This window comes from Massilia sp., from assembly GCF_032106685.1.
Lineage (GTDB): Bacteria > Pseudomonadota > Gammaproteobacteria > Burkholderiales > Burkholderiaceae_D > Telluria.
Genome location: NZ_DAMCPG010000049.1, coordinates 1 through 23,890, shown reverse-complemented (window position 1 = coordinate 23,890; position 23,890 = coordinate 1). Strand labels below are relative to the sequence as shown.

25 protein-coding genes are annotated in these 23,890 nt (G+C 67.9%); 13 read left to right on the top strand and 12 right to left on the bottom strand.

Annotated elements, in window-relative coordinates:
- Nucleotides 1–105: 105 nt before the first annotated feature.
- The 3 genes from RT688_RS20670 to RT688_RS20660 all read left to right on the top strand — a co-directional run bounded on the left by RT688_RS20670 (nucleotide 106) and on the right by RT688_RS20660 (nucleotide 1,834).
- Entirely contained in the window at nucleotides 106–534 is a 429-nt protein-coding gene (locus tag RT688_RS20670) for a hypothetical protein (RefSeq protein ID WP_313706721.1), read from the top strand.
- A gap of 125 nt (nucleotides 535–659) precedes the next feature.
- The gene (locus RT688_RS20665) at nucleotides 660–1,208 is read left to right on the top strand and encodes a M23 family metallopeptidase (RefSeq protein ID WP_313706720.1); all 549 of its coding nucleotides are present in this window, start codon (nucleotides 660–662) and stop codon (nucleotides 1,206–1,208) included.
- 83 nt (nucleotides 1,209–1,291) lie between these two features.
- Entirely contained in the window at nucleotides 1,292–1,834 is a 543-nt protein-coding gene (locus tag RT688_RS20660; protein ID WP_313706719.1) for an ankyrin repeat domain-containing protein, read from the top strand.
- Between the two features lie 90 nt (nucleotides 1,835–1,924).
- Here the strand turns inward: RT688_RS20660 and RT688_RS20655 are convergent, their stop codons facing one another.
- A complete protein-coding gene (locus RT688_RS20655; RefSeq protein ID WP_313706718.1) occupies nucleotides 1,925–3,091 on the bottom strand; it encodes a 4-hydroxybenzoate 3-monooxygenase in 1,167 nt (388 codons plus the stop codon).
- 127 nt (nucleotides 3,092–3,218) lie between these two features.
- Here RT688_RS20655 and RT688_RS20650 point away from each other — a divergent pair, with 127 nt between their 5' ends.
- The 4 genes from RT688_RS20650 to map all read left to right on the top strand — a co-directional run bounded on the left by RT688_RS20650 (nucleotide 3,219) and on the right by map (nucleotide 5,539).
- Nucleotides 3,219–4,157, top strand: a complete 939-nt coding sequence (locus RT688_RS20650; RefSeq protein WP_313706717.1) for a helix-turn-helix domain-containing protein — start codon at nucleotides 3,219–3,221, stop codon at nucleotides 4,155–4,157.
- A 13-nt stretch (nucleotides 4,158–4,170) separates the two neighbouring features.
- Complete coding sequence (locus RT688_RS20645) at nucleotides 4,171–4,473, top strand: hypothetical protein (protein ID WP_313706716.1); 303 nt, start codon at nucleotides 4,171–4,173, stop codon at nucleotides 4,471–4,473.
- Between the two features lie 86 nt (nucleotides 4,474–4,559).
- The gene (locus RT688_RS20640; RefSeq protein ID WP_313706715.1) at nucleotides 4,560–4,769 is read left to right on the top strand and encodes a ParD-like family protein; all 210 of its coding nucleotides are present in this window, start codon (nucleotides 4,560–4,562) and stop codon (nucleotides 4,767–4,769) included.
- Entirely contained in the window at nucleotides 4,766–5,539 is a 774-nt protein-coding gene (gene map / locus RT688_RS20635) for a type I methionyl aminopeptidase (RefSeq protein ID WP_313706714.1), read from the top strand. The genes RT688_RS20640 and map overlap by 4 nt, the downstream gene beginning before the upstream one ends.
- Nucleotides 5,540–5,611: 72 nt before the next feature.
- Here the strand turns inward: map and RT688_RS20630 are convergent, their stop codons facing one another.
- From RT688_RS20630 to RT688_RS20620, 3 genes are all read right to left on the bottom strand, one after another.
- A complete protein-coding gene (locus RT688_RS20630; protein ID WP_313706713.1) occupies nucleotides 5,612–6,757 on the bottom strand; it encodes a hypothetical protein in 1,146 nt (381 codons plus the stop codon).
- Between the two features lie 378 nt (nucleotides 6,758–7,135).
- Entirely contained in the window at nucleotides 7,136–9,157 is a 2,022-nt protein-coding gene (locus RT688_RS20625) for a hypothetical protein (protein WP_313706712.1), read from the bottom strand.
- A 122-nt stretch (nucleotides 9,158–9,279) separates the two neighbouring features.
- Nucleotides 9,280–10,053, bottom strand: coding sequence for an IclR family transcriptional regulator C-terminal domain-containing protein (locus RT688_RS20620; RefSeq protein ID WP_313706711.1), 774 nt, complete (start codon nucleotides 10,051–10,053; stop codon nucleotides 9,280–9,282).
- Between the two features lie 141 nt (nucleotides 10,054–10,194).
- Here RT688_RS20620 and pcaH point away from each other — a divergent pair, with 141 nt between their 5' ends.
- Genes pcaH through RT688_RS20595 form a run of 5 tightly spaced genes read left to right on the top strand, consistent with a single transcriptional unit; the run spans nucleotide 10,195 to nucleotide 14,534 of the window.
- Nucleotides 10,195–10,887 (top strand): protocatechuate 3,4-dioxygenase subunit beta, encoded by a 693-nt coding sequence (pcaH, locus tag RT688_RS20615; RefSeq protein ID WP_313706710.1) that lies wholly within the window; start codon nucleotides 10,195–10,197, stop codon nucleotides 10,885–10,887.
- Between the two features lie 10 nt (nucleotides 10,888–10,897).
- The gene (locus RT688_RS20610; protein WP_313706709.1) at nucleotides 10,898–11,419 is read left to right on the top strand and encodes a protocatechuate 3,4-dioxygenase; all 522 of its coding nucleotides are present in this window, start codon (nucleotides 10,898–10,900) and stop codon (nucleotides 11,417–11,419) included.
- A gap of 25 nt (nucleotides 11,420–11,444) precedes the next feature.
- On the top strand, nucleotides 11,445–12,836 hold the full coding sequence (pcaB, locus tag RT688_RS20605) for a 3-carboxy-cis,cis-muconate cycloisomerase (protein ID WP_313706708.1): 1,392 nt from the start codon (nucleotides 11,445–11,447) through the stop codon (nucleotides 12,834–12,836).
- A 9-nt stretch (nucleotides 12,837–12,845) separates the two neighbouring features.
- Nucleotides 12,846–14,108 carry a 3-oxoadipate enol-lactonase gene (gene pcaD / locus RT688_RS20600; protein WP_313706707.1) on the top strand — a complete coding sequence of 421 codons (1,263 nt, stop codon included), beginning with the start codon at nucleotides 12,846–12,848 and terminating at the stop codon, nucleotides 14,106–14,108.
- A gap of 48 nt (nucleotides 14,109–14,156) precedes the next feature.
- Complete coding sequence (locus RT688_RS20595) at nucleotides 14,157–14,534, top strand: cupin domain-containing protein (RefSeq protein ID WP_313706706.1); 378 nt, start codon at nucleotides 14,157–14,159, stop codon at nucleotides 14,532–14,534.
- A 204-nt stretch (nucleotides 14,535–14,738) separates the two neighbouring features.
- Here RT688_RS20595 and RT688_RS20590 read toward each other — a convergent pair whose 3' ends face one another.
- Together RT688_RS20590 and RT688_RS20585 are read right to left on the bottom strand one after the other, a co-directional pair.
- On the bottom strand, nucleotides 14,739–15,707 hold the full coding sequence (locus tag RT688_RS20590; RefSeq protein WP_313706705.1) for a PDR/VanB family oxidoreductase: 969 nt from the start codon (nucleotides 15,705–15,707) through the stop codon (nucleotides 14,739–14,741).
- Nucleotides 15,704–16,747, bottom strand: a complete 1,044-nt coding sequence (locus RT688_RS20585; protein ID WP_313706704.1) for an aromatic ring-hydroxylating dioxygenase subunit alpha — start codon at nucleotides 16,745–16,747, stop codon at nucleotides 15,704–15,706. Before RT688_RS20585 ends, RT688_RS20590 begins: the two co-directional genes overlap by 4 nt.
- 135 nt (nucleotides 16,748–16,882) lie before the next feature.
- On the opposite strand from RT688_RS20585, the gene RT688_RS20580 reads away from it, so the two are divergent.
- Nucleotides 16,883–17,383: a MarR family transcriptional regulator gene (locus RT688_RS20580; RefSeq protein WP_313706703.1), complete on the top strand. Its 501-nt coding sequence runs from the start codon at nucleotides 16,883–16,885 to the stop codon at nucleotides 17,381–17,383.
- 251 nt (nucleotides 17,384–17,634) lie between these two features.
- On the opposite strand, the gene RT688_RS20575 is transcribed toward RT688_RS20580, so the two are convergent.
- The 6 genes from RT688_RS20575 to pcaF all read right to left on the bottom strand — a co-directional run bounded on the left by RT688_RS20575 (nucleotide 17,635) and on the right by pcaF (nucleotide 23,730).
- Nucleotides 17,635–18,822, bottom strand: coding sequence for an ABC transporter substrate-binding protein (locus RT688_RS20575; RefSeq protein WP_313706702.1), 1,188 nt, complete (start codon nucleotides 18,820–18,822; stop codon nucleotides 17,635–17,637).
- A gap of 244 nt (nucleotides 18,823–19,066) precedes the next feature.
- Nucleotides 19,067–19,768, bottom strand: coding sequence for an ABC transporter ATP-binding protein (locus tag RT688_RS20570; protein ID WP_313706701.1), 702 nt, complete (start codon nucleotides 19,766–19,768; stop codon nucleotides 19,067–19,069).
- Entirely contained in the window at nucleotides 19,761–20,513 is a 753-nt protein-coding gene (locus RT688_RS20565; protein ID WP_313706700.1) for an ABC transporter ATP-binding protein, read from the bottom strand. The genes RT688_RS20570 and RT688_RS20565 overlap by 8 nt, the downstream gene beginning before the upstream one ends.
- Nucleotides 20,510–21,583: a branched-chain amino acid ABC transporter permease gene (locus tag RT688_RS20560; RefSeq protein ID WP_313706699.1), complete on the bottom strand. Its 1,074-nt coding sequence runs from the start codon at nucleotides 21,581–21,583 to the stop codon at nucleotides 20,510–20,512. Before RT688_RS20560 ends, RT688_RS20565 begins: the two co-directional genes overlap by 4 nt.
- Nucleotides 21,580–22,446 carry a branched-chain amino acid ABC transporter permease gene (locus RT688_RS20555; RefSeq protein ID WP_313706698.1) on the bottom strand — a complete coding sequence of 289 codons (867 nt, stop codon included), beginning with the start codon at nucleotides 22,444–22,446 and terminating at the stop codon, nucleotides 21,580–21,582. Before RT688_RS20555 ends, RT688_RS20560 begins: the two co-directional genes overlap by 4 nt.
- A gap of 81 nt (nucleotides 22,447–22,527) precedes the next feature.
- Nucleotides 22,528–23,730, bottom strand: a complete 1,203-nt coding sequence (gene pcaF, locus RT688_RS20550; RefSeq protein WP_313706697.1) for a 3-oxoadipyl-CoA thiolase — start codon at nucleotides 23,728–23,730, stop codon at nucleotides 22,528–22,530.
- Nucleotides 23,731–23,890 lie beyond the last annotated feature (160 nt).

The window sequence follows — 23,890 nt, the reverse complement described above, 5'->3', positions numbered from 1 at the left end:
CACGCCGTCCGACTCTTCCTACAGGCGCATCGCCCGCTCTCCTATTGTTCGTGGACAGGCGCCAGTTACCATCGAAGCATCGACACGTGAACGCAGGAGGCGAGAATGGGCGAGAACAAAGGCCACGGCATGAAAGGCAACAATTACGACGAACTGAGCGGGGTCGGCACCAGCAGCGCCGGCATCACCGGCACCACCGGCAACCTGAACAACGGCGTGCGCGACGGCGGCATCGGCAAGCCCTCGGCACGCGACGCGGGCAACCGCGCCGGCAACCGCCAATCGGCCGAGCTGGACGACGACGTCACGCCGGCGCTCGGCACCGGCACGCGTGGCGGGGCCGGCAACAGGCAGAGCCCGCAGTCGCAGTCGCAGCAATCGGGCTCGCGGCAGTCGGGTTCGCAACAATCCGGCTCGCAGCAATCCGGCTCGCAGCAACCGGGCTCCCGGCAGGGCCAGTCGCAGCAGTCCGGCGCGCAGGACCAGCAGCTCGGACGTAGCCTCGACCAGGACGTGATGGGCAAGGAGCAGTAAGCCCGCCGGCGGCGCAGCGCCGCCGCCGGTGACACCTTCAGGCGCGGGCGCCCCGGCATCAGCCGGCGCCTGCGCATTTCCGCGCCCTGCTTCCTGCGGCGGGCGCGACCTGACAAAGCTCCCCGATGCGAATACTGCTGCGCAGCCTCGTCCTGATCGCCCTGTTCGTCGGCGCCTATGCCCTGGTCGGCCCCTACGTGAAGAACATGTTGTATGCGATGCGCCTGGCTTCCCTGCCGGCGCCGACCAGCCTGCCAGTACCGGTGCGCGGCGTGCAGGAACGCGCGCTGCGCGACACCTGGGGCGGCGCCCGCGGCGGCGGCCGCAAGCACGAGGGCATCGACATCTTCGCGAAACGCGGCACCGCCGTGATCTCGAGCACCGAAGGGGTGGTGCTGCGGGTCGGCACCAACCGGCTCGGCGGCCAGGTGGTCTGGGTGCTCGGCCCCGGCGGCCAGCGTCATTACTATGCCCACCTGGACCGCTACGCCGACATCGAGAACGGCCAGCGGGTGCGCGCGGGGACCATCCTCGGCTACGTCGGCACCACCGGCAACGCGGCTGGCACGCCGCCGCACCTGCACTACGGCATCTACGAGGCCGGCGGCGCGATCAATCCCTATCCGCTGTTGCGTTCGAGGGCGCCGGCACGCCAGGCCACCCCTGCGCGCTGAACGTCGGGCCGCTCCTTCCGGCGGCGACAACGATTCCACGCCTGTGATGTAATGAATTCATGACCACTGCACAGGAGAAGCCGATGCAAGCGCAGGAACCGCCCCGCCCCGCCAACCCAAGCGAACTCGACGAGGACACCCTGGCCTTCGTGCGCCGGGTGTTCCAGCACGCACGGACCGGCGAAGCCGGGGAACTGGCGACCCTGCTCGGCCAGGGCCTGCCGCCGAACCTGCGCAACGAACGCGGCGACAGCCTGCTGATGCTGGCCTGCTACCACGGCCATCCCGATGCGGCGCGGGTGCTGCTCGAACACGGCGCCGACCCGGAGCTGTTGAACGACGCCGGCCAGACCCCGCTCGCCGGCGCCGCCTTCAAGGGCGACCTGCCGGTCGCCACCCTGCTGCTCGACAGCGGCGCCCAGGTCGACGCCGCCGGCCCGAACGGCAAGACGGCGCTGATGATCGCCGCCATGTTCAACCGCGTCGACATCGCCCGACTGCTGCTGGCGCGCGGCGCCGATCCGCTGGCGCGCGACGCGGCCGGGATCTCGGCCAGGGAAGCGGCGGCGAAGATGGGGGCGGATGATGCCGTGGCGCTGCTCACTGCGGTGACTGAAGAACGGTAAACGTGAGCTGACCCGTAGGGTGGACGGCTGCGCCGTCCACGCGTTCAGCCGACACCCGATCAGCCATGCCGCATCCGGCGTCCTGGTTACCTAAAACGCCCCCACGTAATTCTCCGCCAGCGCCATGCTCATTGCCCGCGAGGCCACCACATTCTCCAGTTCGGCGCGCTGCACCTGGCGCTCGAAGGGCGAGGCATCGGCAAAGGTATGCAGCATGCGTGTCATCCACCACGAGAAATACTCGGCACGCCAGATGCGCTTCAGGGCCTGTTCCGAATAGCGGTCCAGCCCGTCCTCGTTGCCCTTCTTGTAGAAGCCCTCCAGCGCCTGCGACAGCAACTTGACGTCCGAGATCGCCAGGTTCATGCCCTTGGCCCCGGTCGGAGGCACGATGTGGGCGGCGTCGCCGGCCAGGAACAGGCGCTTGTGGCGCATCGGGGCGCACACGAAGCTGCGCATGCCGATGATCCCCTTCTGGAAGATGCGTCCCTCGTTGAGCTTCCAGCCGTCGTTGTGTTCGAGGCGGGCGTGCAGCTCGGCCCAGATGCGGTCGTCCGACCAGTTGTCGACGTGGTCCCTGGGGTCGCACTGGAAGTAGAGGCGCTGCACCGTCGGCGAGCGCGTCGACACCAGGGCGAAGCCGCGCTCGTGCTGGGCGTAGATCAGCTCACTTGATGACGGCGCCGACTCCACCAGGATGCCGAACCAGCCGAAGGGATAGGTGCGCTGGAAGTCCTGGCGCACGCCCTCGGGAATCGCCGGACGCGACACGCCGTGGAAGCCGTCGCAGCCGATGATGAAATCGGCCTCGACGCGCCGGGCCTCGCCCTGGTGCACGAAGGAGACGGCGGGACGCTCGCTTTCCATCCCTTGCAGCGCGACCTCGCTCGTCTCGAACAGGATCTGCCCGCCGGCGGCCAGGCGCGCCGCGACCAGGTCGATGATCACTTCGTGCTGCGGATAGACGGTGATCGCCTTGCCGGTCAGCTCGGTGAGGTCGATGCGGTGGCGGCGCCCCCCGAAGGCGAACTCGACGCCGTGGTGCAGCGCGCCTTCCTTGCGCATGCGCTCGCCGACGCCGGCATCCATGAGGATGTCCATGCTGCCCTGCTCCAGCACGCCGGCGCGGATCGTCGCCTCGATGTCTTGACGGCTGCGCGATTCGAGCACGACCGACTCGACGCCGTTCAGGTGCAGCAGATGGGAAAGCAGAAGGCCGGCCGGACCGGCGCCGACGATGGCGACCTGGGTGCGCATGATGTGAGTCTCCGTTTGTGTTTTGTATATCGCCATGCTAGTCGGCGTTCGATGCGATATGAATGGATCAAACCGGAAAAAACTTGTACTATTTTTGCACTTCTTCCGTTCAACTCCGTGAGCCGCCATGCCGACGCAGCACGCCGCACTACCCGCCCGCATCCCGCAGTTCGCCCTCTACGGCGAGCTGACGCGGGGCACGGACGCCGAGGGCGTGCACGTCGAGCTGATCGAAACGCGCAGCCGCAAATACGACTGGCATATCGACACCCACACCCACGCCGGCCTGTTCCAGGTACTTTTTTTACTTGGCGGGCAGGTCCGCGCGAATATCGACGGCGCCCTGTGGGAATGCGCGGCCCCGGTGGCGCTGACCATCCACCCTGGGTTGCCGCACGGTTTCGATTTCTCGGAAGAGGCGCACGGCTACGTGCTGACCATCGACCAGAACATGCTGTTCGCCGCCGCCGGCCACGAGGGCGACCTGTTCTCGCCGCTGTTCGTGCAGCCGCTGGCCATTGGCCTGGGCCCGGCGCCGGAACTGCGCGAGCGCATCGAGGCCCTGCTGCACAACCTGATCCTGGAAGCGGCATGGCCGCGCCAGGGCCACACCCTGATGCTCGAGTGGCTGGCGCGCAGCACCCTGTTGATGCTGGTGCGCGCGCATGCCGAACGGCGCATCGCCGACACTTCGGGACGCGGCGACTTCGAGCTGTTCAGCCGTTTCCGGGTCGCGGTCGAGCGCCACTACAAGGAGCAATGGCAGGTCGGCCGGTACTGCGACCTGCTGCGGGTGGCGCCGACGCGGCTGAACCGCCTGTGCCTGAAATTGTCGGGCAAGTCCGCCTTCGAGATCACCCAGGACCGCCTGATGCTGGAAGCCTGCCGCAAGCTGACCTACGTGCCGGCGCCGATCGCCAGCATCGCCTACGAGCTGGGCTTCCAGGACCCGGCCTATTTCAGCCGCCTGTTCAAGAAGCTGGTCGGGGTGACGCCGAAGGAGTTCCGGCAGCAGACCCAGGCGGGCGCGGCGGAGGTCTTCGCCCACACCGAACGCCAACCATGAGGACGTACGTGACATGCCCGACATCTTCCCGGTCTTCGCGCTGCTCTTCGCCGGCATCGCCGCCCTGCTGTTCTTCGCTCCCGAGCGGCGCATCCTGAACTTCGTCGACTACGGTGACGCCGAGGCCGTGCGGCGCCTGAACCGCTATGCCGCGCCGCGCATGCTGGTCCCGGCCGTGGTCAACGTCGGCTGCGCCGTCACCGCCCACCTGCATCCGGCACTGTCGCCGCCGCTCGTCTTCCTGACGCCGCTGTCCGTGCTGTGCGTCGTGGTGTGGGTCGGCCTCGGCGCGGGCCGCATGCATCGCCCGCGCTGAGCTCCCGTTCGCACTGATAAAACGCATTGCCCTGCCACGCCGCCGGCATATATACTCCATATATGGATCATATATAGGAGGCACCCATGGGCATCGTAAACATCGACGACGAACTGCACGACCAGGTCCGCAAGGCCAGCACGGTCGGCAACCGCTCCATCAACGCCCAGGCCGCGTTCTGGATCAGGATCGGCATGCTGTGCGAACTGAACCCGACGCTGAGCTTCAACGAGATCGTCGTGCGCGAACTGCGCGCCGCCGGGGTCGAGGCGCCGCCCATGGCGCGGGCGGCATGATCAAGCGGCCGGAAGAAATCGCGCTGCTGGCCGAATCGGGCCGTCTGCTGGCCAGCGTCTTCGCCCATCTCGACGGCCTGGACCTGATCGGCATGTCGACCATGCAGGTGAACGACCTGGTCGAGCGCTACATCGTCGACGAACTGCAGGCCCGCCCGGCGAGCAAGGGCCAGTACGGCTTCGCCTACGTGCTCAATTCCTCACGCAACAGCGTGGTCTGCCACGGCGTGCCGTCGACCACCGAATTCCTGCGTGACGGCGACATCGTCAACCTCGACATCACGCTGGAAAAGAACGGCTACATCGCCGACTCCAGCAAGACCTACCTGGTCGGCGACGTGCCGGCCGCGGCGCGGCGGCTGGTGCGGGTCACCTACGAGGCGATGTGGGCCGGCATCCAGGCGGTACGCCCCGGTGCCACGCTGGGCGACGTCGGCTACGCGATCGCGCGCCACGCGCGCGAGCACGGCTATTCGGTGGTGCGCGAATACTGCGGGCACGGCATCGGCCGCGAGATGCACGAGCCGCCCCAGGTGCTGCACTGGGGCCGGCCGCGCACCGGCATGCCGCTGCGCGAAGGAATGGTGTTCACCATCGAGCCGATGCTGAACCAGGGCCGCCCTGAAGTGCGCGACGAAGACGATGGCTGGACGGTGGTCACGCGCGACGGCGGCCTGTCCGCGCAGTTCGAGCACACGGTGGCGGTGACGGCCACGGGCGTGCGCGTGCTGACGCTGCGCGCCGACGAGCGCGACCTGGGCGCCGCCTGAGCGCCGCCTGACGGCAGCGCAGGAAGCGCGCGGCCGCGCGGGTCCGGCGCATTCCGCCAGGCGGCAACCACCCTAGCGTCCACGGCAGGCGAAGCCGTATTTGGTCATGCTGCAGCCCTGCTTGATGCACTGGGTCGCGTGATAGCCGTGGGCCCGGCATGCCTTCAAGGTTTCCGACAGCGAGTCTTCCGCACCGAGCGGTGCTTCTTTCGGCGCGGCCGATGCACGCGCGACCTGGCGCACCGGCTCGCGCTGGCGCGTTTCCTTTGCCGGCACGGCCGCGGCGCGGGACGGCTTCGGTGGCGTCTGCGTCTTCGGCTTCGCTGGCGTCTGTGCTTTCGGCTTCGGTGGTGTCTGGCTCTTCGGCTTGGGCGATGACGCTGGCGGCGCTTCTTTCACGACGGCGGCAGGCTTCACGGGAGCGGCAGGCGCCGGGGCCGCGGACGGCGCTTGCACGGCGGCTGCCGCCTGGACCGGCAGTTCGCGCTTGACGGGAACGCCCGGCTGCTCTTCCAGCATCACGAGGGGCGGCACGGGCGTCGACGGACGGCGCGCGGCTGTTGGCGGCGCTGCGGCAGCGTCGACGCCGGCTTCCCGGGCGCTCTCTTGCGCGACGGGCGCCGGCGAAGCCAGGCCCTGGACCGGGCGCGGCTCTTCCTTCGTCGCGCCGGCGATCGCCGCCAGCGCTCCGGCATCGCGGCGCTCCTGATACCACCAGCGTCCTCCCACGACCAGCAGCACGGCCGCCAGCAGGCAGGCGGCCCAGGCCAGGTAGCGCGGCCCCGCGCGCCACGACCCGCGCGCGGCAGGCGTGAACGGTTCCGCCGCGGGCGCTTCTGTCAGGCTCGGTTGGGCCGCTAACGGTTCGGCAATGAACGGTTCGGCCGATTGCCGCGTGGGCGGGGTGAAATCGAAGCTTGGCTCGCGCGGCGCCGCAGCCCCGCGCAGCGGCATCGGCATCGGGTCGGGCTCGGATGGATGCGTGGCCGGCTGGGGCGTGGGCGCCAGCGACGGGATGGCCGGCTCGGCGCCGATCGCGGCCGGCGCCAGGGCAGGCTCCTGGCGTTCCCCCGGCGGCGCGAGCTGCGCTTCCAGGGCGGCCAATTCCTCCACCAGCCTGTCCAGTTCCTGGGCGGTCGATTCTTCCGCCAGCGGCGCCGGCGCCGCCTGTCCTGCCGCGTCCTCGGACGCCACCCTGGCCGGGTTCTGCCGCCACACAGCGCGCGACCTCGCGGCCGGCGCGTCCCCGGCAGGTGCGACAGGTGCTGCTTGTTGTTCCGCCTTCGGCGTGCCGGCCGCCTTGGGAGGCGTAAAGGAAAAATTAGCGCTCTGACCTATGTCTTCAAGCAATTGCGTCTTCATGATGTGCTACCCACTTCGCGTTCCAAGGGTAGAGCTTAGCGCCTTTTCAAGATATGGCTGGCGCGGTTTGTAAGCAGATGTGAGCCGGGGCCTCGAGGCGTGCCGGGCCAGGGGTGGAAGGCGACCGTCATGGCGGGCGATTGCAAGGGGCGAAAGCGGGGACCGGGCGAGCCGCTGCGCGCGCCGGAACCGGACACGGCCGCCTGCAAGCGCTTGCGGCGCGGCCCTGCGCTCTTAGTGCGCTGCGGCGCCGAGCCTGGTAAAGCGCAGCGCGCCCGAGTCCAGGCTGCCGGTCAGCACGGCGCTATCGAAATCCTCGCTCTTCGGCAATCTGCCCACCTGCACCAGATCGGGAATGCGGTCGCCGCTGACGTCGGCCGCGACCAATTGTCCGCCGCGCACCTTGTCGGCAAACCACATGAAGGCCTCGTCCGCCGTCTTCGCCACTTTCGGTCGTTTGAAAAAACCGGGAAACCGCTGCTGCCATTGGTCCGTGCAGCGGTTTCCGGAAATCGTCGTCACCAACAGCTCCAGGCCGGCGCTGGCCTGTGTGTCGGCACTGCCGCGGGATTCGAACTGCACGCGTGAAAATACCAGGTAGCCACGACCCGGCACCTTCGGGTCTTGCACATAGGCGACAGATCTTTGCAGCCAGGAACGATCGGCATGCGCAGCGCAGACCACCTTGTTCTCCGCTGGCTGTCCTTCCTTCGGGACCGCGCGAATGTGCACCGCAAATGTCTTCTTTCCGCTTTCCAGGCTGAGGAACGCGGGGCTGGGAGCGGCCGCGTCGAGCAGTATCGCAGGCTCCGATCGTTCGGAGAAGTCGGCCAGCTCGAGGATGTCGCGCTTGACGGCGGGTACGTCGGGCGTCGCCCCGAAAGCAAAGCGGCGCACGATGGCGGCGTTGCCGTAACCCTTGCCGTTGTCATCTTTCCCGCGCAGTAACCAGGTGACCAGCGTGCCATCCGGCCGCTGGGACACGGTGGGTGCGGTCACGTAATTCCGGTAGACGTTGCAGTCGCCAGCGCCCTTACCTTCCGCACAGGCGTCCGCCCTGACCGTGTACATGGGCGGCTTCTTCTTTTCGCCGAACACCTTCAGCTTCTGCGCGATCGTATCGAGTTCCAGGTCGACCAGGCATGCCCATTCCGAACCTGGAACACAACCATTTTTAGAGATCGCCGCCAGCCGCACCTGCCCCGGACGATCCATTCCCTGGATCGCATGGATTTCCGAGAAAAAGGCATCGATGTTGTCGGCGAAGGCGAACGCTGTCCTGGCGGCCTGGCCGTTTGCGGGAGCGCCCTGCTTCGCAAGCTCCCGAAGCGCCCTGCCCGACATGTCGCCCGAGACCACTTTCCAGTCGTCCCGCGTCGCTTCGCCGGGCGGCAGCAATGCGAGCCGTCCTCCGGTCTCGTTCAGGCTCAGGCGCTGCCACCAGACCAGCCATTCCTTCCCCCCGGGGGCTTCGCGCACGACCAGGGGCGGGACCGTGATGAAGTCATGTGCGCCGCGCACGTCGATCGGACTCTTGGAAAGCGGCGTTCCGTCATGCGTCCAGCCCCGGATATGGACGATGCTGCCGGAAGGCCGCACATTGAACACGTAGGCCGCTTTCGGCAGGTGCCCGGCGCGCACCCAGTCCGCGGGGGCGTCCGCGATCTGCACGACCTCGTATTCCCGGGCACGCACCGGATAGGCATCGAATTCGAGGAAGGTCGATGCCGCTTCGTCCTCGGTCGCGCGGGCACGCCTGAACGGGGTAAAACCGCCGAGGCGTACTCCCAGGGTCAGCTTGCGCGCATCGGTCTCGCACTTGCCGACGACGGGATACCGGTTCACGTACTTGCAGATCCGGAAAGCATGCTGTTGCAGCAGGAAGTCGCAGTCCGCCTGGGTATATCCGTAGGTGGCGTTGCCGTGGCGATAGCAGTAATCGTGAAACACGCAGGCCTGGCGCATCTGCAGGGCAATCGGGGCCTGGGTCGCGCCACTGGTGAACGCCAGCGCCTGCGCTCCCGGCGGCAGGCTGCACCCCAGGCCGATTCCCTGGCCGCCGATCAACTGGACGCCGTCAGCCGAGGCAGGGATGGCATAGGCGGTCTGGGGCAATTCGTGGTCGTCGGAGCGCACCTCGTTCGCCAGCAAGGTGTCCGCGATGCTGCCGATGGGGCCGGCACAACCGACAACGGCCAGGAGAGTGACAAGGCCAAGCGTTGCAACACCAAACAAGATCTTTCTTGCTCGTATCATGATCGGCTCCACCAGGCGTGTTGTCTGACGACCTCAAAACTCTGCGACAGGCCGAGCCCGCTGTCAAACCCTTTGTGTCAATACAGCGAAAGCAGTGGCTTTTTTAACACTATTCCATTTCCTTAGAGCAGAGCCCCGAGTTCGACCTGGATCTTGATCATCGCCGGCAAACACCGCTCCACCATCTGCTCCACCGGCAGCCTCCCTGCGTGCACGCTGACGTTCATCGCCGCCACCACCTCGCCGCGGAAGTTGCGCAGGGGAACGGCCACCGTGCGCAGGCCCAGCTCGAGTTCCTGGTCGACCAGGGCGTAACCCTGGGTGCGCGCCCGCGCGATCTCCAGCGCCAGGCGCTCCTTGTTGACGATGGTGTGGCGGGTGATTTGCTCCGGGGCGGCGCGCTCGAGAAAGCGGGCGATGCTCTCCTGCGGCAGGCTGGCCAGCAGCATGCGGCCATTCGCCGTGCAATAGGCCGGCACCCGGGTGCCCGGCTGCAGCGTGGCCGACACCAGCTGGCCGGCGCTGACCGCGGCCACGCAGACCAGCTGGTCGTCGTCGAGGACGCCGACCGAGGCCGCCTCGCCCAGCGAATAGGCCAGCCGGTACAGCAGCGGCTGGACGATGCGCGGCAGGCGCGCCGAATGCAGGTAGGACTGGCCCAGGCGCAGCACCGCCGGCGTCAGCGAGAACAGCTTGTTCTCGTGGCGCATGTAGCCGAGGTGGGTCAGCGTGATCAGGTAGCGGCGCGCGGCGGCGCGGGTCAGGCCGGTCGCTTCGGCCACCTCGGCAATGGTCAGGCGCGAGCGCTCCTGGTCGAAGGCTTCGATCACTTGCAGGCCCTTTTCCAGGCCGGCGACGAGGTCGCGCGCGAGAGGCGCTTCGGTTTCCGCGGTCATAAGCAAATATTCAAGAATTTGTGCGAGTATCGCACAAAGCGTGCGCAGAGCGGATGCCGCGCGACCTCGACCGCTTGTGAGCATTCTTCACTTTGCCTACCATTTTCCGGCATCGACAAGTCCAACCGAAGGAGACACCCCGTGAAATTCGAGAGCATCGCGCCGGGCACCTGGCCGGAACTGATCTACCCCGCCTATAAATCGACCGTGAAACGCGGCCCGCTGCAGCCGAACCTGCGCATCGAGGCGCCGGTGCCGGTGACGCAGAACATCCATGCCGACCCGCGCATCCTGCTGCCGCACGACGCCGACCTGACCGCCGTCGGCGCCGGCGAGCCGCTGGGCGAGAAGATCGTCGTCACCGGCCGCGTGGTCGACGAGGACGGCAAGCCGGTGCGCAATTCGCTGATCGAGGTCTGGCAGGCCAACTCGGCCGGCCGCTACTGGCACAGCAAGGACCAGCACGCCGCACCGCTCGACCCGAATTTCTTCGGCCTGGGCAAGATGTTGACCGACGACGAAGGCCGCTACCGCTTCGTCACCATCAAGCCCGGCCCCTACCCCTGGGGCAACCATGACAAGGCCTGGCGCCCGGCCCACATCCATTTCTCGCTGTTCGGCAACGTGTACGCCCAGCGCCTGGTGACCCAGATGTACTTCCCGAACGACCCGCTGTTCGACTACGACCCGATCTTCCAGAGCGTGCCCGACGAGGCCGCCCGCCAGCGCCTGGTCTCGCGCTTCAGCCTGGAACACACGGTCGGCGCCGAGATGCTCGGCTACGAATTCGATATCGTCCTGCGCGGACGCAACGCCACCCCGATGGGCCTGTAAGGAGAACGCCATGACGAACATCACCACCTCGCAAACCGTCGGCCCGTTCTCGCACGAAGCCTGGAAGTGGGCGTCCGACGCCTCGCTGCCCGGCAACCTGAAGATCGACGGCCCGAGCATCCTGGTCAGCGGCGTCATCTACGATGGCGACGGCAATCCGATCAACGACGCCCAGGTCGAGGCCTGGACGCCCGAGGGCGCGGCGCTCGAGCCCGGGCACCTGGTGCCGGGCTTCCGGCGTGCGCCCAGCGGCGCCGACGGCGAATTCAGCTTCCGCCTGCCGCTGCCCCAGCCGGCCACGCGCGGCGAGCCGGTCGCCTACGTGACGGTGTTCGCGCGCGGCCTCGTCAAGCACCAGTTCACCGCCGTCTTCCTCGAGGACGACACGGGCCTGGCCGAATCAGGCATCCTGAACCAGGTGCCGGAAGCCCGCCGCGCTACCCTGCTGGCGCGCAAGAGCGGCGACGGACAGTATCATTGGGACATCTGGATGCAGACCGAGAAGGAGACCGTCTTCTTCGACTACGCATAAGCATGAGCAAACCACAGGAGCCGCAGTGAGCGTTTCGATTTTCGACAGTTTCCTGACCACCTCCGACATGATCGCCGTGTTCGACGACGGGGCGGTCGTGCAGGCCATGTTCCGTTTCGAGGCGTCCCTGGCGCGGGCCCAGGCGGCCGAGGGCCTGATCCCGAAGGAAGCGGCCAGCGCGATCGCCGGCGTCTGCAAGGCCGAGCTGTACGACATCCCGGCCCTGATCCTCGCCGGCCGCCGCGCCGGCAGCCTGGCGATCCCACTGGTCAAGGAGCTGACCCGCAGCGTCGCGCTGTACGACGAGGCCGCGGCCCGCCACGTACACCGGGGCAGCACCAGCCAGGACGTGATCGACAGCGCCCTGGTGCTGGTCACGCGCGACGCCCTGCGCCTGCTCGACGACGGCCTGCACGACCTGTGCGGCCAGCTGCTGCAACTGGCGGAGAGCCATCTTTCTACCCCGGTGCTGGCGCGCACGCTGATGCAGCCGGCCCAGGTGACCAGCTTCGGCTTCAAGGCCGCCGGCTGGCTGGCGCCGGTGGTGCGCGCACGCGCCCGCATCCGCGAGGCGGCCGGGCGCGCCCTGCAGCTGCAACTGGGCGGCGCCGTCGGCACCCTGTCGGCGATGGGCGAGCGCGGCGCCCTCGTCGCCGAACGGATGGCGCAGGAGCTGGGCCTGAAGCCGGCCGACAGCGCCTGGCACACCCAGCGCGACGAGTGGGTGCGCCTGGGCATGGAAGTCGCCGTCCTGTCCGGCAGCCTGGGCAAGCTGGCGACCGACCTGAGCCTGATGGCCCAGGGCGAGGTGGCCGAGCTGGCCGAACCGTCCGGCGCCGGCCGCGGCGGGTCCTCGGCCATGCCGCACAAGCGCAACCCAGTGTCGTCGATGATCGCGCTGGCCGCCGCCCGCCGCACGCCCCAGCATGCGGCCGCCCTGCTGGCCTGCATGAACCAGGAGCACGAGCGCGGTCTCGGCAACTGGCAGGCCGAGCTGGCCGAATGGCCGAACCTGTTCCTCTCCGCCCACGGCGCACTGCGCGCGCTGGACGAAGCCTTTGCCGGCCTGCGGGTCGACGAGGAGCGCATGCTTCGCAACATCGCCTCCCTGCACGGCCTGGTGTTCGCGGAAGCCGCGTCGGGCTACCTGGCCGGCGCCATTGGCCGGCCGCAGGCGCACGCGCTGCTCGAAGATTTGTCCCGGCGGGCCAGCGCCGGGCACGGGCTCGAAGACTTGCTGCGCGCCGCCGTGCAGGCCGATCCGGCGCTGTCCGGCCAGGTCGACCTCGACGGCCTGGCGCGGGTGTTCGACCCGCTCGCCGCCGCCGAGCCCGCGCGCCGCCTGGCAGAACGCCAGCTGCAATCCCTGCGCGCCGACATGGCCGCTTTCGATGCCACCCACCCTTTTCAAGAGTAAAGACACCGCATGAGTTTCGATCCCCTGGACCATGACTTCGAGCGCGGCCTGCAGAACCGCCGCAACGTCCTCGGCGACGCCTGGGTCGACCGTTCCCTGGACAAGGCCACCGGCTTCAACGCCGACTTCCAGAACTTCATCACGCGCTACGCCTGGAACGAGATCTGGGGCCGGCCGGGGCTGGAGCACAAGACCCGGCGCGCCATCGTCCTGTCGATCACCATCGCCCTAGGGCGCTGGGAAGAGTTCGAGCTGCACGTGCGCGCCGCCCTGCTGGGCGACGAAGGCAGCCGCCTGACGCCGGACGAGATCAAGGAAATCCTGATGCAGTCGGCGATCTACGCCGGCGTGCCGGCCGCGAACACCGCGTTCACGCACACCCTGGCGATCCTGCGCGAGGTGGGCGGACAGATCGGCTACGAACTCGCGCCTGCGGCGCCCGTCGACGCCGCCCACACCGGCATCGGCCGCGAAGGCAGGACCGCCTCGGCGCCGGCGCTGCACTACAGCGTGCGCGAACCGCGCAGCGGCAAGGCGCCGCGCCATACGGTCGTGCTCAGCCACGCCCTGGGCTGCGACCTGACGATGTGGGATGCGCTGGCGAATGCGCTGGCGATCGACTGCCGCGTGATCGCCTACGACCACCGCGGCCACGGCAGCTCGGACGCCCCGGACGCGCCGTACTCCATGGCGGACCTCGCCGACGACGCCGCGCGCCTGCTGCGCGAACTCGATACCGGGCCGGTGGTCTGGGTCGGCCTGTCGATGGGCGGCATGGTCGGCCAGGAACTCGCCTTGCGCCATCCGTCGCTGGTGCGCGCCCTGGTGCTGGCGAACACCACCAGCGGCTACCCGGAAGCGGCGCGCGCGGTGTGGGAACAACGCATCGCCACCGTGCGCGAACAGGGCATCGAGGCGATCGCGGACGCGGTCATGGGCCGCTACTTCCACGACGCCTTCCGCGCCGAGAAAGCCGGGACCGTGGCGCGCTTTCGCCGCCGCCTGACCGGCACCGATCCGACCGGCTATGTCGGCTGCTGCAACGCCGTCGGCCAGGTCGACACCACCGGCCGCCTTGGGCAGATCAAGGCGCCGGCCCTGGTGATCGCGGGCGAACTGGACCAGGGGACGCCGGTGGCGATGGCGCACACCCTGGCCGACGGCATTCCCGATGCGCGTCTCGTGGTCCTGCCCGACGCCTCGCACCTGAGCGCGATCGAGCAGCCGGCCGCCTTCCAGCAGGCCGTGATCGGGTTCATCGACGGGCTGTAAGCCTCATGCTAGGATGACGGGACCATACGCGTTACCAAAGGAGCGCACATGTCCCTTCATCCCGAGCACACCTACGTCCACCTGGCGCCGGACGGCAAGGCACAGGCAATCGACGGCGCCGGCTTCTGGCGCCTGCCGCCCGAGGAGTTCGCGCATTACGGCCAAGGCTGGGTGATCAGCGAATACGCCTACACGCACGACTGGCCGAACTGGGAGATGCATCCGGAGGGCGACGAATTCGTCTACCTGCTGGCGGGGGCGGTCGAGCTGCTGCTCGACCAGCATGGCGAGATCGTTACGACCACGCTGGAAGGCAGCGGCGCCGTGCTGGTGCCGCGCGGCGTCTGGCACACGGCGAAGGTGCGCCAGCCCAGCCGCGTGCTGCACGTCACGCGCGGCGCGGGGACGCAAAGCCGGCCCACGTAGGGTGGGCGCCCCCGTGCCCACGCGTGACGCCTTCATCACGTCGGCCTGTCGAAGGCCACGTCTGCTCATCGTTCACGCGTGGGCACGGGGCGCCCACCCTACTGGACTCGCAACCGTGTACCGAAATCGCACCGTTTGCGGACGACGATTTCCGGTCGCCGGTGCAGGCCCACGGCCGTAACGCGTGGGCACGGGGCGCCCACCCTACAGGTCCAGCACCAATACCGGCGTCTTCGAGCGCGAGCAGCACGGCGTGAACTGGTCGTTCGCCGCCTGCTCCTCCTCGGTCAAATACATGTCGCGGTGGTCGGGCACGCCTTCGAGCACGCGCGTCAGGCAGGTGCCGCAAACCCCCTCCTCGCAGGAATAGGGAACCACCACGCCCTGTTCTTCCAGCACCTTGATCACGGTCTTCCCGGCCGGGATGGTGACCACCTTGCCGCTCGACGCCAGCTTGACCTCGAAGGCCCCGTCGCCCGAGGTGTCGACCGCCGCCGCGCTGAAGTACTCGACGTGCAGTTGCGCCGCCGGCCAGCCCTGTGCCTTCGCGGTGTTCATCACGTAGTCGATGAAGCCCTGCGGGCCGCAGACGTAGACGTGGGTGTCGGCCTGCGGCTGCGCCAGCAGCGCCTGCAGGTCGAGCTTCTGGGCGGCGTCGCCGCTGTCGTAGTGGAACCGGACCCGGGACGCGAAGCCGCAGCCGGCCAGGCGCTCCTTGAAGGCCGCCTTTTCCGGCGAACGCGCGCAGTAGTGCATCTCGAAGGCCGCGCCTTTCGCCGCCAGCGCTTCCGCCATCGCCAGGATCGGCGTGACGCCGATGCCGCCGGCCAGCAGCACCGTCCGCTTCGCATCGACCAGCGGGAAGTGGTTCTTCGGTTCGCTGATCCGCAGCACCGAGCCGGTGTCGACGTGGTCGTGCATGGCCTGCGAGCCGCCGCGCGAATCGGCGTCGCGCAGCACGCCGATCAGGTAGCGGTGGGTCTCGCCCGGCGCGTTGCAGAGAGAATACTGGCGCACCAGCTTGTCGTTGAGGTGGACGTCGACGTGGGCGCCGGCCTCGAAAGCCGGCAGGGGCTGGCCGTCGGTGCGCACCAGCTCGTAGCTGCAGATGCCGTCGGCCTCGCAGGTCCGGCTGGCGACCCTGACTTCGATCGCACCTTGTACGCTGCTCATGCCGCCTGCTCCTGTTGTTGTTCGCGCGCGATCCACTGATCGATGATGCGGCGCGACTGCACGCCGCCGGCATCGATGTTCAGCATCAGGAGCTTGCGCTCCGGATGGCGCAGGATGTTCTGCTGCTGCAGTTCCAGCATCTCGCGGTCTTCGCTGAAGATCTTGCCCTGGCCCTCGCGGATGGTCTTCGTGAGTTCCTGGTCCTGCGGCTTGAAGTTGCGCGCCATGCCCCAGAAGTACCAGTGCGAGGTCTCGGTCTCGGGCGTGATGAAGTCGACCACGATGGACGAGGCCTTGTGTTCCGGCGCGGCGTGGTAGCCGCCCTTGCCGGCGTGCGCCACGCCGACCTCGATCATCACGTGGCTCGGCGCGTTGAAGCGGCAGATCTGCCAGCGGTCCACGGGGACGTTGTCGGCCAGCCCGTTGCCGCGCAGGGCCGCCTGCCAGAACGGCGGCGGCATGATGTTCTCCATGAAGCGGCTGGTCACGACCTGCTCGCCCTCCAGTTTGGTCGTCACCGGCGCCTCGTCGATCTCCTTCTGGCCGATGCTCGAGGCGTGGACGTAGGTCTCGTGGGTCAGGTCCATCAGGTTGTCGACCATCAGGCGGTAGTCGCAATTGATGTGGTACAGGCCGCCGCCATAGGCCCATTCCGGGTTGTCGGCCCATTCGAGGTGGTGGATGGTGCCTGGGTCGGCCAATGCCTTCTCGCCCGGCCAGACCCAGATGAAGCCGTAGCGCTCTTCCACCGCATAGCTGCGGATGCACGGGAAACCGCGCACGCGCTGGCCGGGCATCGAGATCGCCTTGCCCTCGCAGCCCATCTCCAGGCCGTGGTAACCGCAGACCAGGTTGCCGTCGCGGACGAAACCGAGCGAGAGCGGCGCGCCGCGGTGCGGGCAAAAGTCCTCGACTGCGGCGACCTTGCCGCCTTGGCCGCGGTAGAACACGATCTTCTCGCCGCAGATCTGGCGGCCCAGCGGCTTGCCGTCGATTTCGTCGGGGGTGCAGGCAACGTACCAGGCATTCTTTGGATACATTCTTGTCTCCTTTAATCTTTCTCGTCTATATTCAGTACACTGAATGTTTAAAAAAGTATCACGCGTTTGCCGGACAAAGTAAACTCTGTTTTCACACTTTTTGATGGTGCACTGCACCACGTTTCGAATAGAACCATGCCGACAGAAAAAGCACACGACAGCGAAGCCAGGATGCGCGATCTGTACCAACACCCGGGCCACCTGCTGCGGCGCGCGCAGCAGATCTCGGTATCCCTGTTCTACGACGAGATGGGCGACGAACTGACGCCGGTGCAGTACGCGATCCTGAGCCGGCTGGCCGAGCATCCGGGCATCGACCAGGTCTCGCTGGCGGGACTGGCGGCGATCGATACCTCGACCGGGGCGGCGGTGTGTGCGCGGCTCGAGGAAAAGGGCCTGCTGGAGCGCAAGGTGCTGCCGCATAACCGGCGCCAGCGGGCCTTGAGCATCACCCCCGCCGGCGCCCGCCTGCTGGGCGAACTGGTGCCGGGGGCGCAGCGCCTGCGCGACCGGCTGCTGGCGCCGCTGAGCGAGGCGGAGCAGGCGCAGTTCATGGACTTGCTGGGCAAGCTGGTCAGGGAGAACAACGAGCAGAGCCGGGCGCCGCTGGCGTTGAAGGTGGCGCGCGAGGCGTGAGATAGCTGCGGTTTTCGTAGGGTGGGCACCTGTGCCCACGCGGTCTCATCGTTCGACCATCGGCACCATCACCGTCAGACCGCTTGCACATGAACGCGGGGCTGTTGCCTGTTCTGATCGTGGTATGTTGAATCCGCGTGGGCACGAGTGCCCACCCTACGGATCACGCCGCGGGCTATCGGTCGCAAAAACCGGGGCACCCGTGGCTGATCTTTCTGCGCGTATCCCCGCGTGGGCGGGGACCGCCCACCCTACTCCACGCCCGGGTCCTTGAACTTCTCGACCTTGTCGAATTCCACGTTGTAGATGCCGCCGTCGACCTGCTCGGCCTTGCGGATGTACACGGTCTGCACGATGTCGCGCGTGGCCGGGTCGATCGAGACCGGGCCGCGCACGCTGTTCCAGGCCAGGCCCTTCATCGCGTCGACCAGTTTCGGTCCGCTGCTGTCGCCATTGGTCTTCTTCAGCGCCGCGTACAGCATCTGCATGCCGTCGTAGGCGCCGACCGCGTGGAAGTTCGGGCGCATGCCCTTGTTGGCCTTGGCGAAGGCGGCGACGAAGGCCTTGTTCTCGGGCGACGGGTGGGCCGCCGAATAGTGGTGGCTGCTGACCACGCCCAGGGCGGCGTTGCCGATCGACGGCATCAGGTCGTCGTCGAGCACGTCGCCGGTGGCGATCAGCTTGATGCCGGCGGCGGCCAGGCCCCGGTCGGTGAACTGCTTCAGCACGGCGGCGCCCTCGCCCGACGGCACGAAGACGAACACGGCGTCCGGCTTGGCGTCCTTCACGCGCGCCAGGAAAGGCGCGTAGTCCGGGTTGCGCAGCGGCGCGCGCAGGGTGGCGACGATCTTGCCGCCGGCCTTGGTGAAGTCCTTCACGAACACCTTCTCGGCGTCGATGCCGGGGCCGTAGTCGGAGACGAAGGTTACCACCGACTTGATGTTGTTCTTCGCCGCCCACTGCGCCATCGGGGCCGTCACCTGGGCCAGCGTGAAGCCGCTCCGCACGATGTAGGGCGAGCGCTGCGGGATGACCGAGGTGGCCGCGTTCATGACGATCATCGGCACCTTGGCCTGGGTCGCCACCGGCGCCGCGGCAAAGGCCAGCGGGGTCAGGCCGAAGCCGGCCAGCACCTGCACCTTGTCGCGCGCGACCAGTTCCTGCGCGATGCGCTTGGTGACGTCGGGCGAGACACCGCCGTCGTCCTTCAGGATGATCTGCACCTGGCGGCCAGCGACCGTGCTGCCGTTCTGCTGCATGAACAGCTTGACGGCGGCGTCGACCTGCTTGCCGGTCGAGGCGAAGGGGCCGGACATCGGGACGATCAGGCCGACCTTCAGGGGTTCGGCGGCGTGGACGCCGGCTGCGGCCAGGCCGGTGGACAGCGCGGCGGCGCCGAGCAGGATGGTGCGGCGGGTTTTGTTCAGTTTGTTTGACACCTTGTCTCCTTGGTTTTATGTGCCCTTGTCAGGGCTGTGTGAAACCGAAACGTCTCTACATACCCGTAGGGTGGACGGCTCCGCCGTCCACGCGGTGATCGTTGGCAGCAAGATCAACGCTCTCGGTATCGGAGCCGATAACGATCGACGCGTGGACGGGACACCCGTCCAGCCTACGTCCCTATGGCGGTCGGTGCGGTCGCGCCACCGCCATCGGTTTCGTTCGGATAGGTCACGGGTACGATCAAGCGACCGCGACGAGCCGGTCCAGCTTTTCGCCATCGGCCAGCAAGCTGGCCGAATCCGAGTCGTGCACGATGCGCCCGCGGTCCAGCACGATGGCGCGCGCGGTCAGCGACAGCGCCAGGCGCGCGTGCTGCTCGACCACGATCACCGACATGCCTTCGTCGGCCACCAGGCGGCGGATCACGCGCACCAGTTCCTGCACGATGATCGGCGCCAGGCCTTCCATCGGCTCGTCCAGCAGCAGGATGCGCGGATTGGTCATCAGGGCGCGGGCAATGGCCAACATTTGTTGCTCGCCACCCGACAATTGATTGCCCATGTTGGCGCGGCGCTCGTGCAGGCGCGGGAAGATCTCGTAGACCTTGGCCAGGTTCCAGGGGCCGGGCCGCTCGACCACCGTCAGGTGCTCCTCGACGGTGAGCGAGGGGAACATGTGGCGCTCCTGCGGCACCCAGCCCAGGCCCGCGCGCGAGCGCTTCCAGGTCGGCACGCGCGCGATGTCGCCGCCGGCCCAGCGAATGGAACCCTTGTGCAGGCGCGTCAGGCCCATCAGCGTCACCAGCAGGCTGGTCTTGCCGACGCCATTGCGGCCCAGGAGGGCCAGGCTGTCGCCCTCGTTCATCGCGAACGACACGTCTTCCAGTACGATCGACTCGCCGTAGCCGGCGGTGACCTTGTCCAAAGCCAGCAGTTCAGGCATGTTCGGCCTCCCCCAGGTAGACTTCCTTCACGCGCGGATCGGCCGCGATTTCCTCGGGCGTCCCTTCGGTCAGCACCTTGCCGCCCACCAGTACCGTGATGCGGTCGGCGAAGCGGAACACCAGGCCCATGTCGTGCTCGATGAAGAGCACGGTCACGTCGCGCGGCAGGCCGGCGATGACCTCGAACAGCTCGCGCGATTCCGCCGAGGGGATGCCCGCGGCCGGCTCGTCCAGCAGCAGGATCTTCGGTTTCGTCGCCAGCGCCAGCGCGATCTCGACCAGGCGCTGCTTGCCGTAGGCCATGCTGCGCGTGATGCTGTTCGCCTCGTTCGTGAGCTTCAGGGTGGCCAGCAGGGCCATCGCCTCATCGACCACGTCGGCGTGTTTCGCCACCGTCTTCCACCAGACCTTCTGCAGGCCGCGGCGCTCGCAGATCGCCAGCATCACCGACTCGAGCACGGTCATGCCCGCGAACAGGGTGTTGATCTGGAAGGTACGGGTCATGCCGCGCTTGACGCGCTCGTGCTGGGGCAGCCTGGTGATGTCCTCGCCGCCCAGGAACACCTTGCCGCTGCTGGGCGGGAAGCCGCCGGTGAGCAGGTTGATGAAGGTGGTCTTGCCGGCGCCGTTCGGGCCGATCAGCGCGTGGCGCGCGCCCGGCTCGAAAGTGAGCGAGATGTCGGTGTTCGCCTTGAAGCCGCCCCACTGCTTGGACAGGCCCTCGGTACGCAGGGTATCGGTCATGCTGCCTCCTTGCGCTGCGTCTTGTTGAAAATGCGCACGTACATCTTTTCCAGCCCGCCCAGGATGCCGCCGCGTGCGAACAGCACAATCAGCACCAGCAAGAGGCCGATGTAGAACTGCCAGTAGGTGGGGTCGAAGCCCGAGATCTTGTCCTGGGCCACCATGAACACGGCGGCGCCGATCAGCGCGCCGTACAGGCGGCCGGTACCGCCCAGCACCAGCATGATCAGGAGTTCCGCCGAACGCGGGAAGCCCAGCACGTCCAGGCCCACGAACTGGGTGGTCTGGGCCAGCAGCGCGCCGGCCACGCCGGCGACCGCGGCGCCCAGGGTGAACACGGCCACCAGGCGGCGGTCGACGTTGGCGCCGATCGCAGGCATCCGGCGTCCGCCCTCGCGGATGCCGCGCAGCGACAGGCCGAAGGGCGAATTCACCACGCGCCGCATCGCCACGAACAGGATGAACAGCACCGCGAAGCTGTACCAGAATGCGGTCTTGCCGTAGAGGTCGAACTCGAAGGCGCCGAACAGCGGCGCCATCACCATGCCCGACAGGCCGTCGACGCCGCCGGTGATGAAGGCGGCCTTGTTGGCGGCCTCGAACAGCATCAGGCCGATCCCCAGCGTCACCATCAGGCGCGCCAGGTCCTGGCCGCGCACGACCAGGAAGCTGACCAGGAAGCCCGCCACCGCAGCAACGGCGGCCGCCGCGAACAGGCCGGAGACCGGTTCGCCCCAGCCATGCACCGACAGCAGGCCGGCCGTGTAGGCGCCCAGGCCGAAGAAGGCGGCATGGCCGAGCGAGACGATGCCGGCGTAGCCCAGGATCAGGTCGAGCGACATCGCGAACAGGCCGATGATCATGATCTGGCTGACCAGCACGAGGTAGTCGGGAAACAGGAAGTAAGACGCGACAGGCAGCAGCCAGAACACGATCTCGAACGCCTTCCAGCGGTCGTTGGGCAGGCGCAGCGCGCGGTGGTTCACCGCTGCCGTGGCGGTGTCGGCCTGCGCCTCCGGCGAACCGGCGGCGGCCTTGGCCTTGATGGCCGAAGTGGAATAGGCGTTCATGCTTTCCTCCGTACGAGGCCGAACGGGAACAGGATCAGGAGCACGACCATCAGCGTGTAGATGACGAAGGCGCCCACTTCCGGCACGTAGTATTTGCCGGCGACGTCGAACACGCCGAGGATCAGGGCTGCGATCAGCGGACCCTTGATCGAACCGGCGCCGCCCACGGCCACCACCAGCAGGAAGTAGACCATGTACTTGATCGGGAAGCTCGGGTCCAGGCCGAGCACGTCGATGCCCAGGCCCCCGCCCAGGCCCGCCAGGCCCGAGCCCAGCGCGAAGGTCAGCGAGAACACGCGGCTGACGTTGATCCCCAGGCCTTCGGCCGCGGTCTGGTTGTCGACCGAGGCGCGGATCTGGGCGCCGAAGCGGGTGCGCTCGATCAGCAGGTAGAGGCCGAGCGTCACCAGCACCACGACCGCGATCAGGAACAGGCGATAGGCGCCGAGGTCGAGACCGAGCACGTGCACCTGGCCGCGCAGCCAGTCCGGCAGGTGCACCGGCTGCTGGGTCGGGCCGAAGAGAAACGTAGCGCCGGCCACCGCCATGAAGGTCAGGCCGATCGAGAACAGCACCTGGTCCAGGTGCGTGGCTCTGTACAGCTGGCGGTACAGGGTGCGCTCGAGCAGCAGGCCGACCACGGCCGCCGCGACGAAGGCCAGCGGCAGCGTGGCCAGGAACGGCAGGCCGAGCTTGCTGAGCAGGCTGACGCAGACGTAGCCGCCGACCATGGCGAAGGCGCCATGGGCCAGGTTCACGAAGTTCATCATGCCCATCGTGACCGACAGGCCGACGCTGATCAGGAATAAGAGCGCCCCGTAGGCGACGCCGTCGAACAGCACCCCGACGAAGTTGCCGATCATGGCAGCCTCCCGGGTGCGAAGTGTTGGTGAATCATGTTTGTCTCCTGCTTCTCTTCTTATGAATCGTGTGGCCGGGCGGTTTCAGACCCGCTCGATGACCATCGCGATGCCCTGCCCCACGCCGATGCACATGGTACACAGGGCGTAGCGGCCACCGGTGCGGTGCAGCTGGTACATCGCGGTGGTGACCAGGCGCGCGCCGCTCATGCCCAGCGGGTGGCCCAGGGCGATGCCGCCGCCGTAGGGATTGACGCGCGGATCGTCGTCGGCGACGCCGAGTTCGCGCAGCACCGCCAGCGCTTGCGAGGCAAACGCTTCGTTCAGCTCGATGACGTCCATCTGGTCGATCGACATGCCCAACTGCTTGAGCAGCTTCTTCGACGCCGGCGCCGGGCCGATGCCCATCACGCGCGGCGGCACGCCGGCGGTGGCCATGCCGACGATGCGCGCCTTCGGGGTCAGGCCGTACTTCGCAGCCGCCTCGCCGCTGGCGATCAGCAGCGCGCAGGCGCCGTCGTTCACGCCCGAGGCGTTGCCGGCGGTGACGCTGCCGCCCGGATGGACCACGCCCTTCAGCTTGGCCAGCGCCTCGATGCTGGTCTCGCGCGGATGCTCGTCGCGCTCGAAGCGGATATGGTCGCCTTTCTTTTGCGGGATCAGCACCGGCACGATCTCGTCGGCGAACAGTCCCTCGGCCTGGGCCCGCGCCGTCTTCCGCTGGCTGGCCAGCGCGAAGCGGTCCTGGTCCTCGCGCGAGACCTGGTAGTCGACCGCGACGTTCTCGGCCGTCTCCGGCATGGAATCGGTGCCGTACAGGTGCTTCATCTGCTTGTTCGGGAAGCGCCAGCCGATGGTGGTGTCGTAGATCTCGGCCTGGCGCGAGAACGCGGTTTCGGCCTTGCCCATCACGAAAGGCGCGCGGGTCATCGACTCGACGCCGCCGGCGATCATCAGTTGCGTTTCGCCGGCCTTGATGGCGCGCGCGGCGGTGCCGATCGCGTCCATGCCCGAGCCGCACAGGCGGTTCACGGTGGTGCCCGGCACCTCGGCCGGCAGGCCTGCCAGCAGCGAGGCCATGTGGGCGACGTTGCGGTTGTCCTCGCCGGCCTGGTTGGCGCAGCCATAGACCACGTCGTCGACCTGGCTCCAGTCCACGCCCGGGTTGCGCTGCACCAGTTCGCGCAGCGGGATGGCGCCGAGGTCGTCGGCGCGCACGTCTTTCAGGGCACCGCCGTAGCGGCCGATCGGGGTGCGGATGGCATCGACAATGAATGCGTCGGTCATGCTGTTTCTCCTTCATTCGGCGCCAGCAGGGGCGCGCTCGTTACTGCCTGCAAATCTTCAAACGCGAGGCCCGGCGCCATCTCCAGCACGCGCAGGCCCTCGGGGGTGACGTCGATCACCGCCAGGTCGGTATAGATGCGGTTCACGCAGGCCACGCCGG

What these genes read in the sequence shown, in the direction of transcription:
- RT688_RS20670 (WP_313706721.1), top strand. Translation starts at nt 106, where the DNA reads ATGGGCGAGAACAAAGGCCACGGCATGAAAGGCAACAATTACGACGAA.
- RT688_RS20665 (WP_313706720.1), top strand. Translation starts at nt 660, where the DNA reads ATGCGAATACTGCTGCGCAGCCTCGTCCTGATCGCCCTGTTCGTCGGC.
- RT688_RS20660 (WP_313706719.1), top strand. Translation starts at nt 1,292, where the DNA reads ATGCAAGCGCAGGAACCGCCCCGCCCCGCCAACCCAAGCGAACTCGAC.
- RT688_RS20655 (WP_313706718.1), bottom strand. Translation starts at nt 3,091, where the DNA reads ATGCGCACCCAGGTCGCCATCGTCGGCGCCGGTCCGGCCGGCCTTCTG.
- RT688_RS20650 (WP_313706717.1), top strand. Translation starts at nt 3,219, where the DNA reads ATGCCGACGCAGCACGCCGCACTACCCGCCCGCATCCCGCAGTTCGCC.
- RT688_RS20645 (WP_313706716.1), top strand. Translation starts at nt 4,171, where the DNA reads ATGCCCGACATCTTCCCGGTCTTCGCGCTGCTCTTCGCCGGCATCGCC.
- RT688_RS20640 (WP_313706715.1), top strand. Translation starts at nt 4,560, where the DNA reads ATGGGCATCGTAAACATCGACGACGAACTGCACGACCAGGTCCGCAAG.
- map (WP_313706714.1), top strand. Translation starts at nt 4,766, where the DNA reads ATGATCAAGCGGCCGGAAGAAATCGCGCTGCTGGCCGAATCGGGCCGT.
- RT688_RS20625 (WP_313706712.1), bottom strand. Translation starts at nt 9,157, where the DNA reads ATGATACGAGCAAGAAAGATCTTGTTTGGTGTTGCAACGCTTGGCCTT.
- RT688_RS20620 (WP_313706711.1), bottom strand. Translation starts at nt 10,053, where the DNA reads ATGACCGCGGAAACCGAAGCGCCTCTCGCGCGCGACCTCGTCGCCGGC.
- RT688_RS20610 (WP_313706709.1), top strand. Translation starts at nt 10,898, where the DNA reads ATGACGAACATCACCACCTCGCAAACCGTCGGCCCGTTCTCGCACGAA.
- pcaD (WP_313706707.1), top strand. Translation starts at nt 12,846, where the DNA reads ATGAGTTTCGATCCCCTGGACCATGACTTCGAGCGCGGCCTGCAGAAC.
- RT688_RS20595 (WP_313706706.1), top strand. Translation starts at nt 14,157, where the DNA reads ATGTCCCTTCATCCCGAGCACACCTACGTCCACCTGGCGCCGGACGGC.
- RT688_RS20590 (WP_313706705.1), bottom strand. Translation starts at nt 15,707, where the DNA reads ATGAGCAGCGTACAAGGTGCGATCGAAGTCAGGGTCGCCAGCCGGACC.
- RT688_RS20585 (WP_313706704.1), bottom strand. Translation starts at nt 16,747, where the DNA reads ATGTATCCAAAGAATGCCTGGTACGTTGCCTGCACCCCCGACGAAATC.
- RT688_RS20580 (WP_313706703.1), top strand. Translation starts at nt 16,883, where the DNA reads ATGCCGACAGAAAAAGCACACGACAGCGAAGCCAGGATGCGCGATCTG.
- RT688_RS20570 (WP_313706701.1), bottom strand. Translation starts at nt 19,768, where the DNA reads ATGCCTGAACTGCTGGCTTTGGACAAGGTCACCGCCGGCTACGGCGAG.
- RT688_RS20565 (WP_313706700.1), bottom strand. Translation starts at nt 20,513, where the DNA reads ATGACCGATACCCTGCGTACCGAGGGCCTGTCCAAGCAGTGGGGCGGC.
- RT688_RS20560 (WP_313706699.1), bottom strand. Translation starts at nt 21,583, where the DNA reads ATGAACGCCTATTCCACTTCGGCCATCAAGGCCAAGGCCGCCGCCGGT.
- RT688_RS20555 (WP_313706698.1), bottom strand. Translation starts at nt 22,446, where the DNA reads ATGATCGGCAACTTCGTCGGGGTGCTGTTCGACGGCGTCGCCTACGGG.
- pcaF (WP_313706697.1), bottom strand. Translation starts at nt 23,730, where the DNA reads ATGACCGACGCATTCATTGTCGATGCCATCCGCACCCCGATCGGCCGC.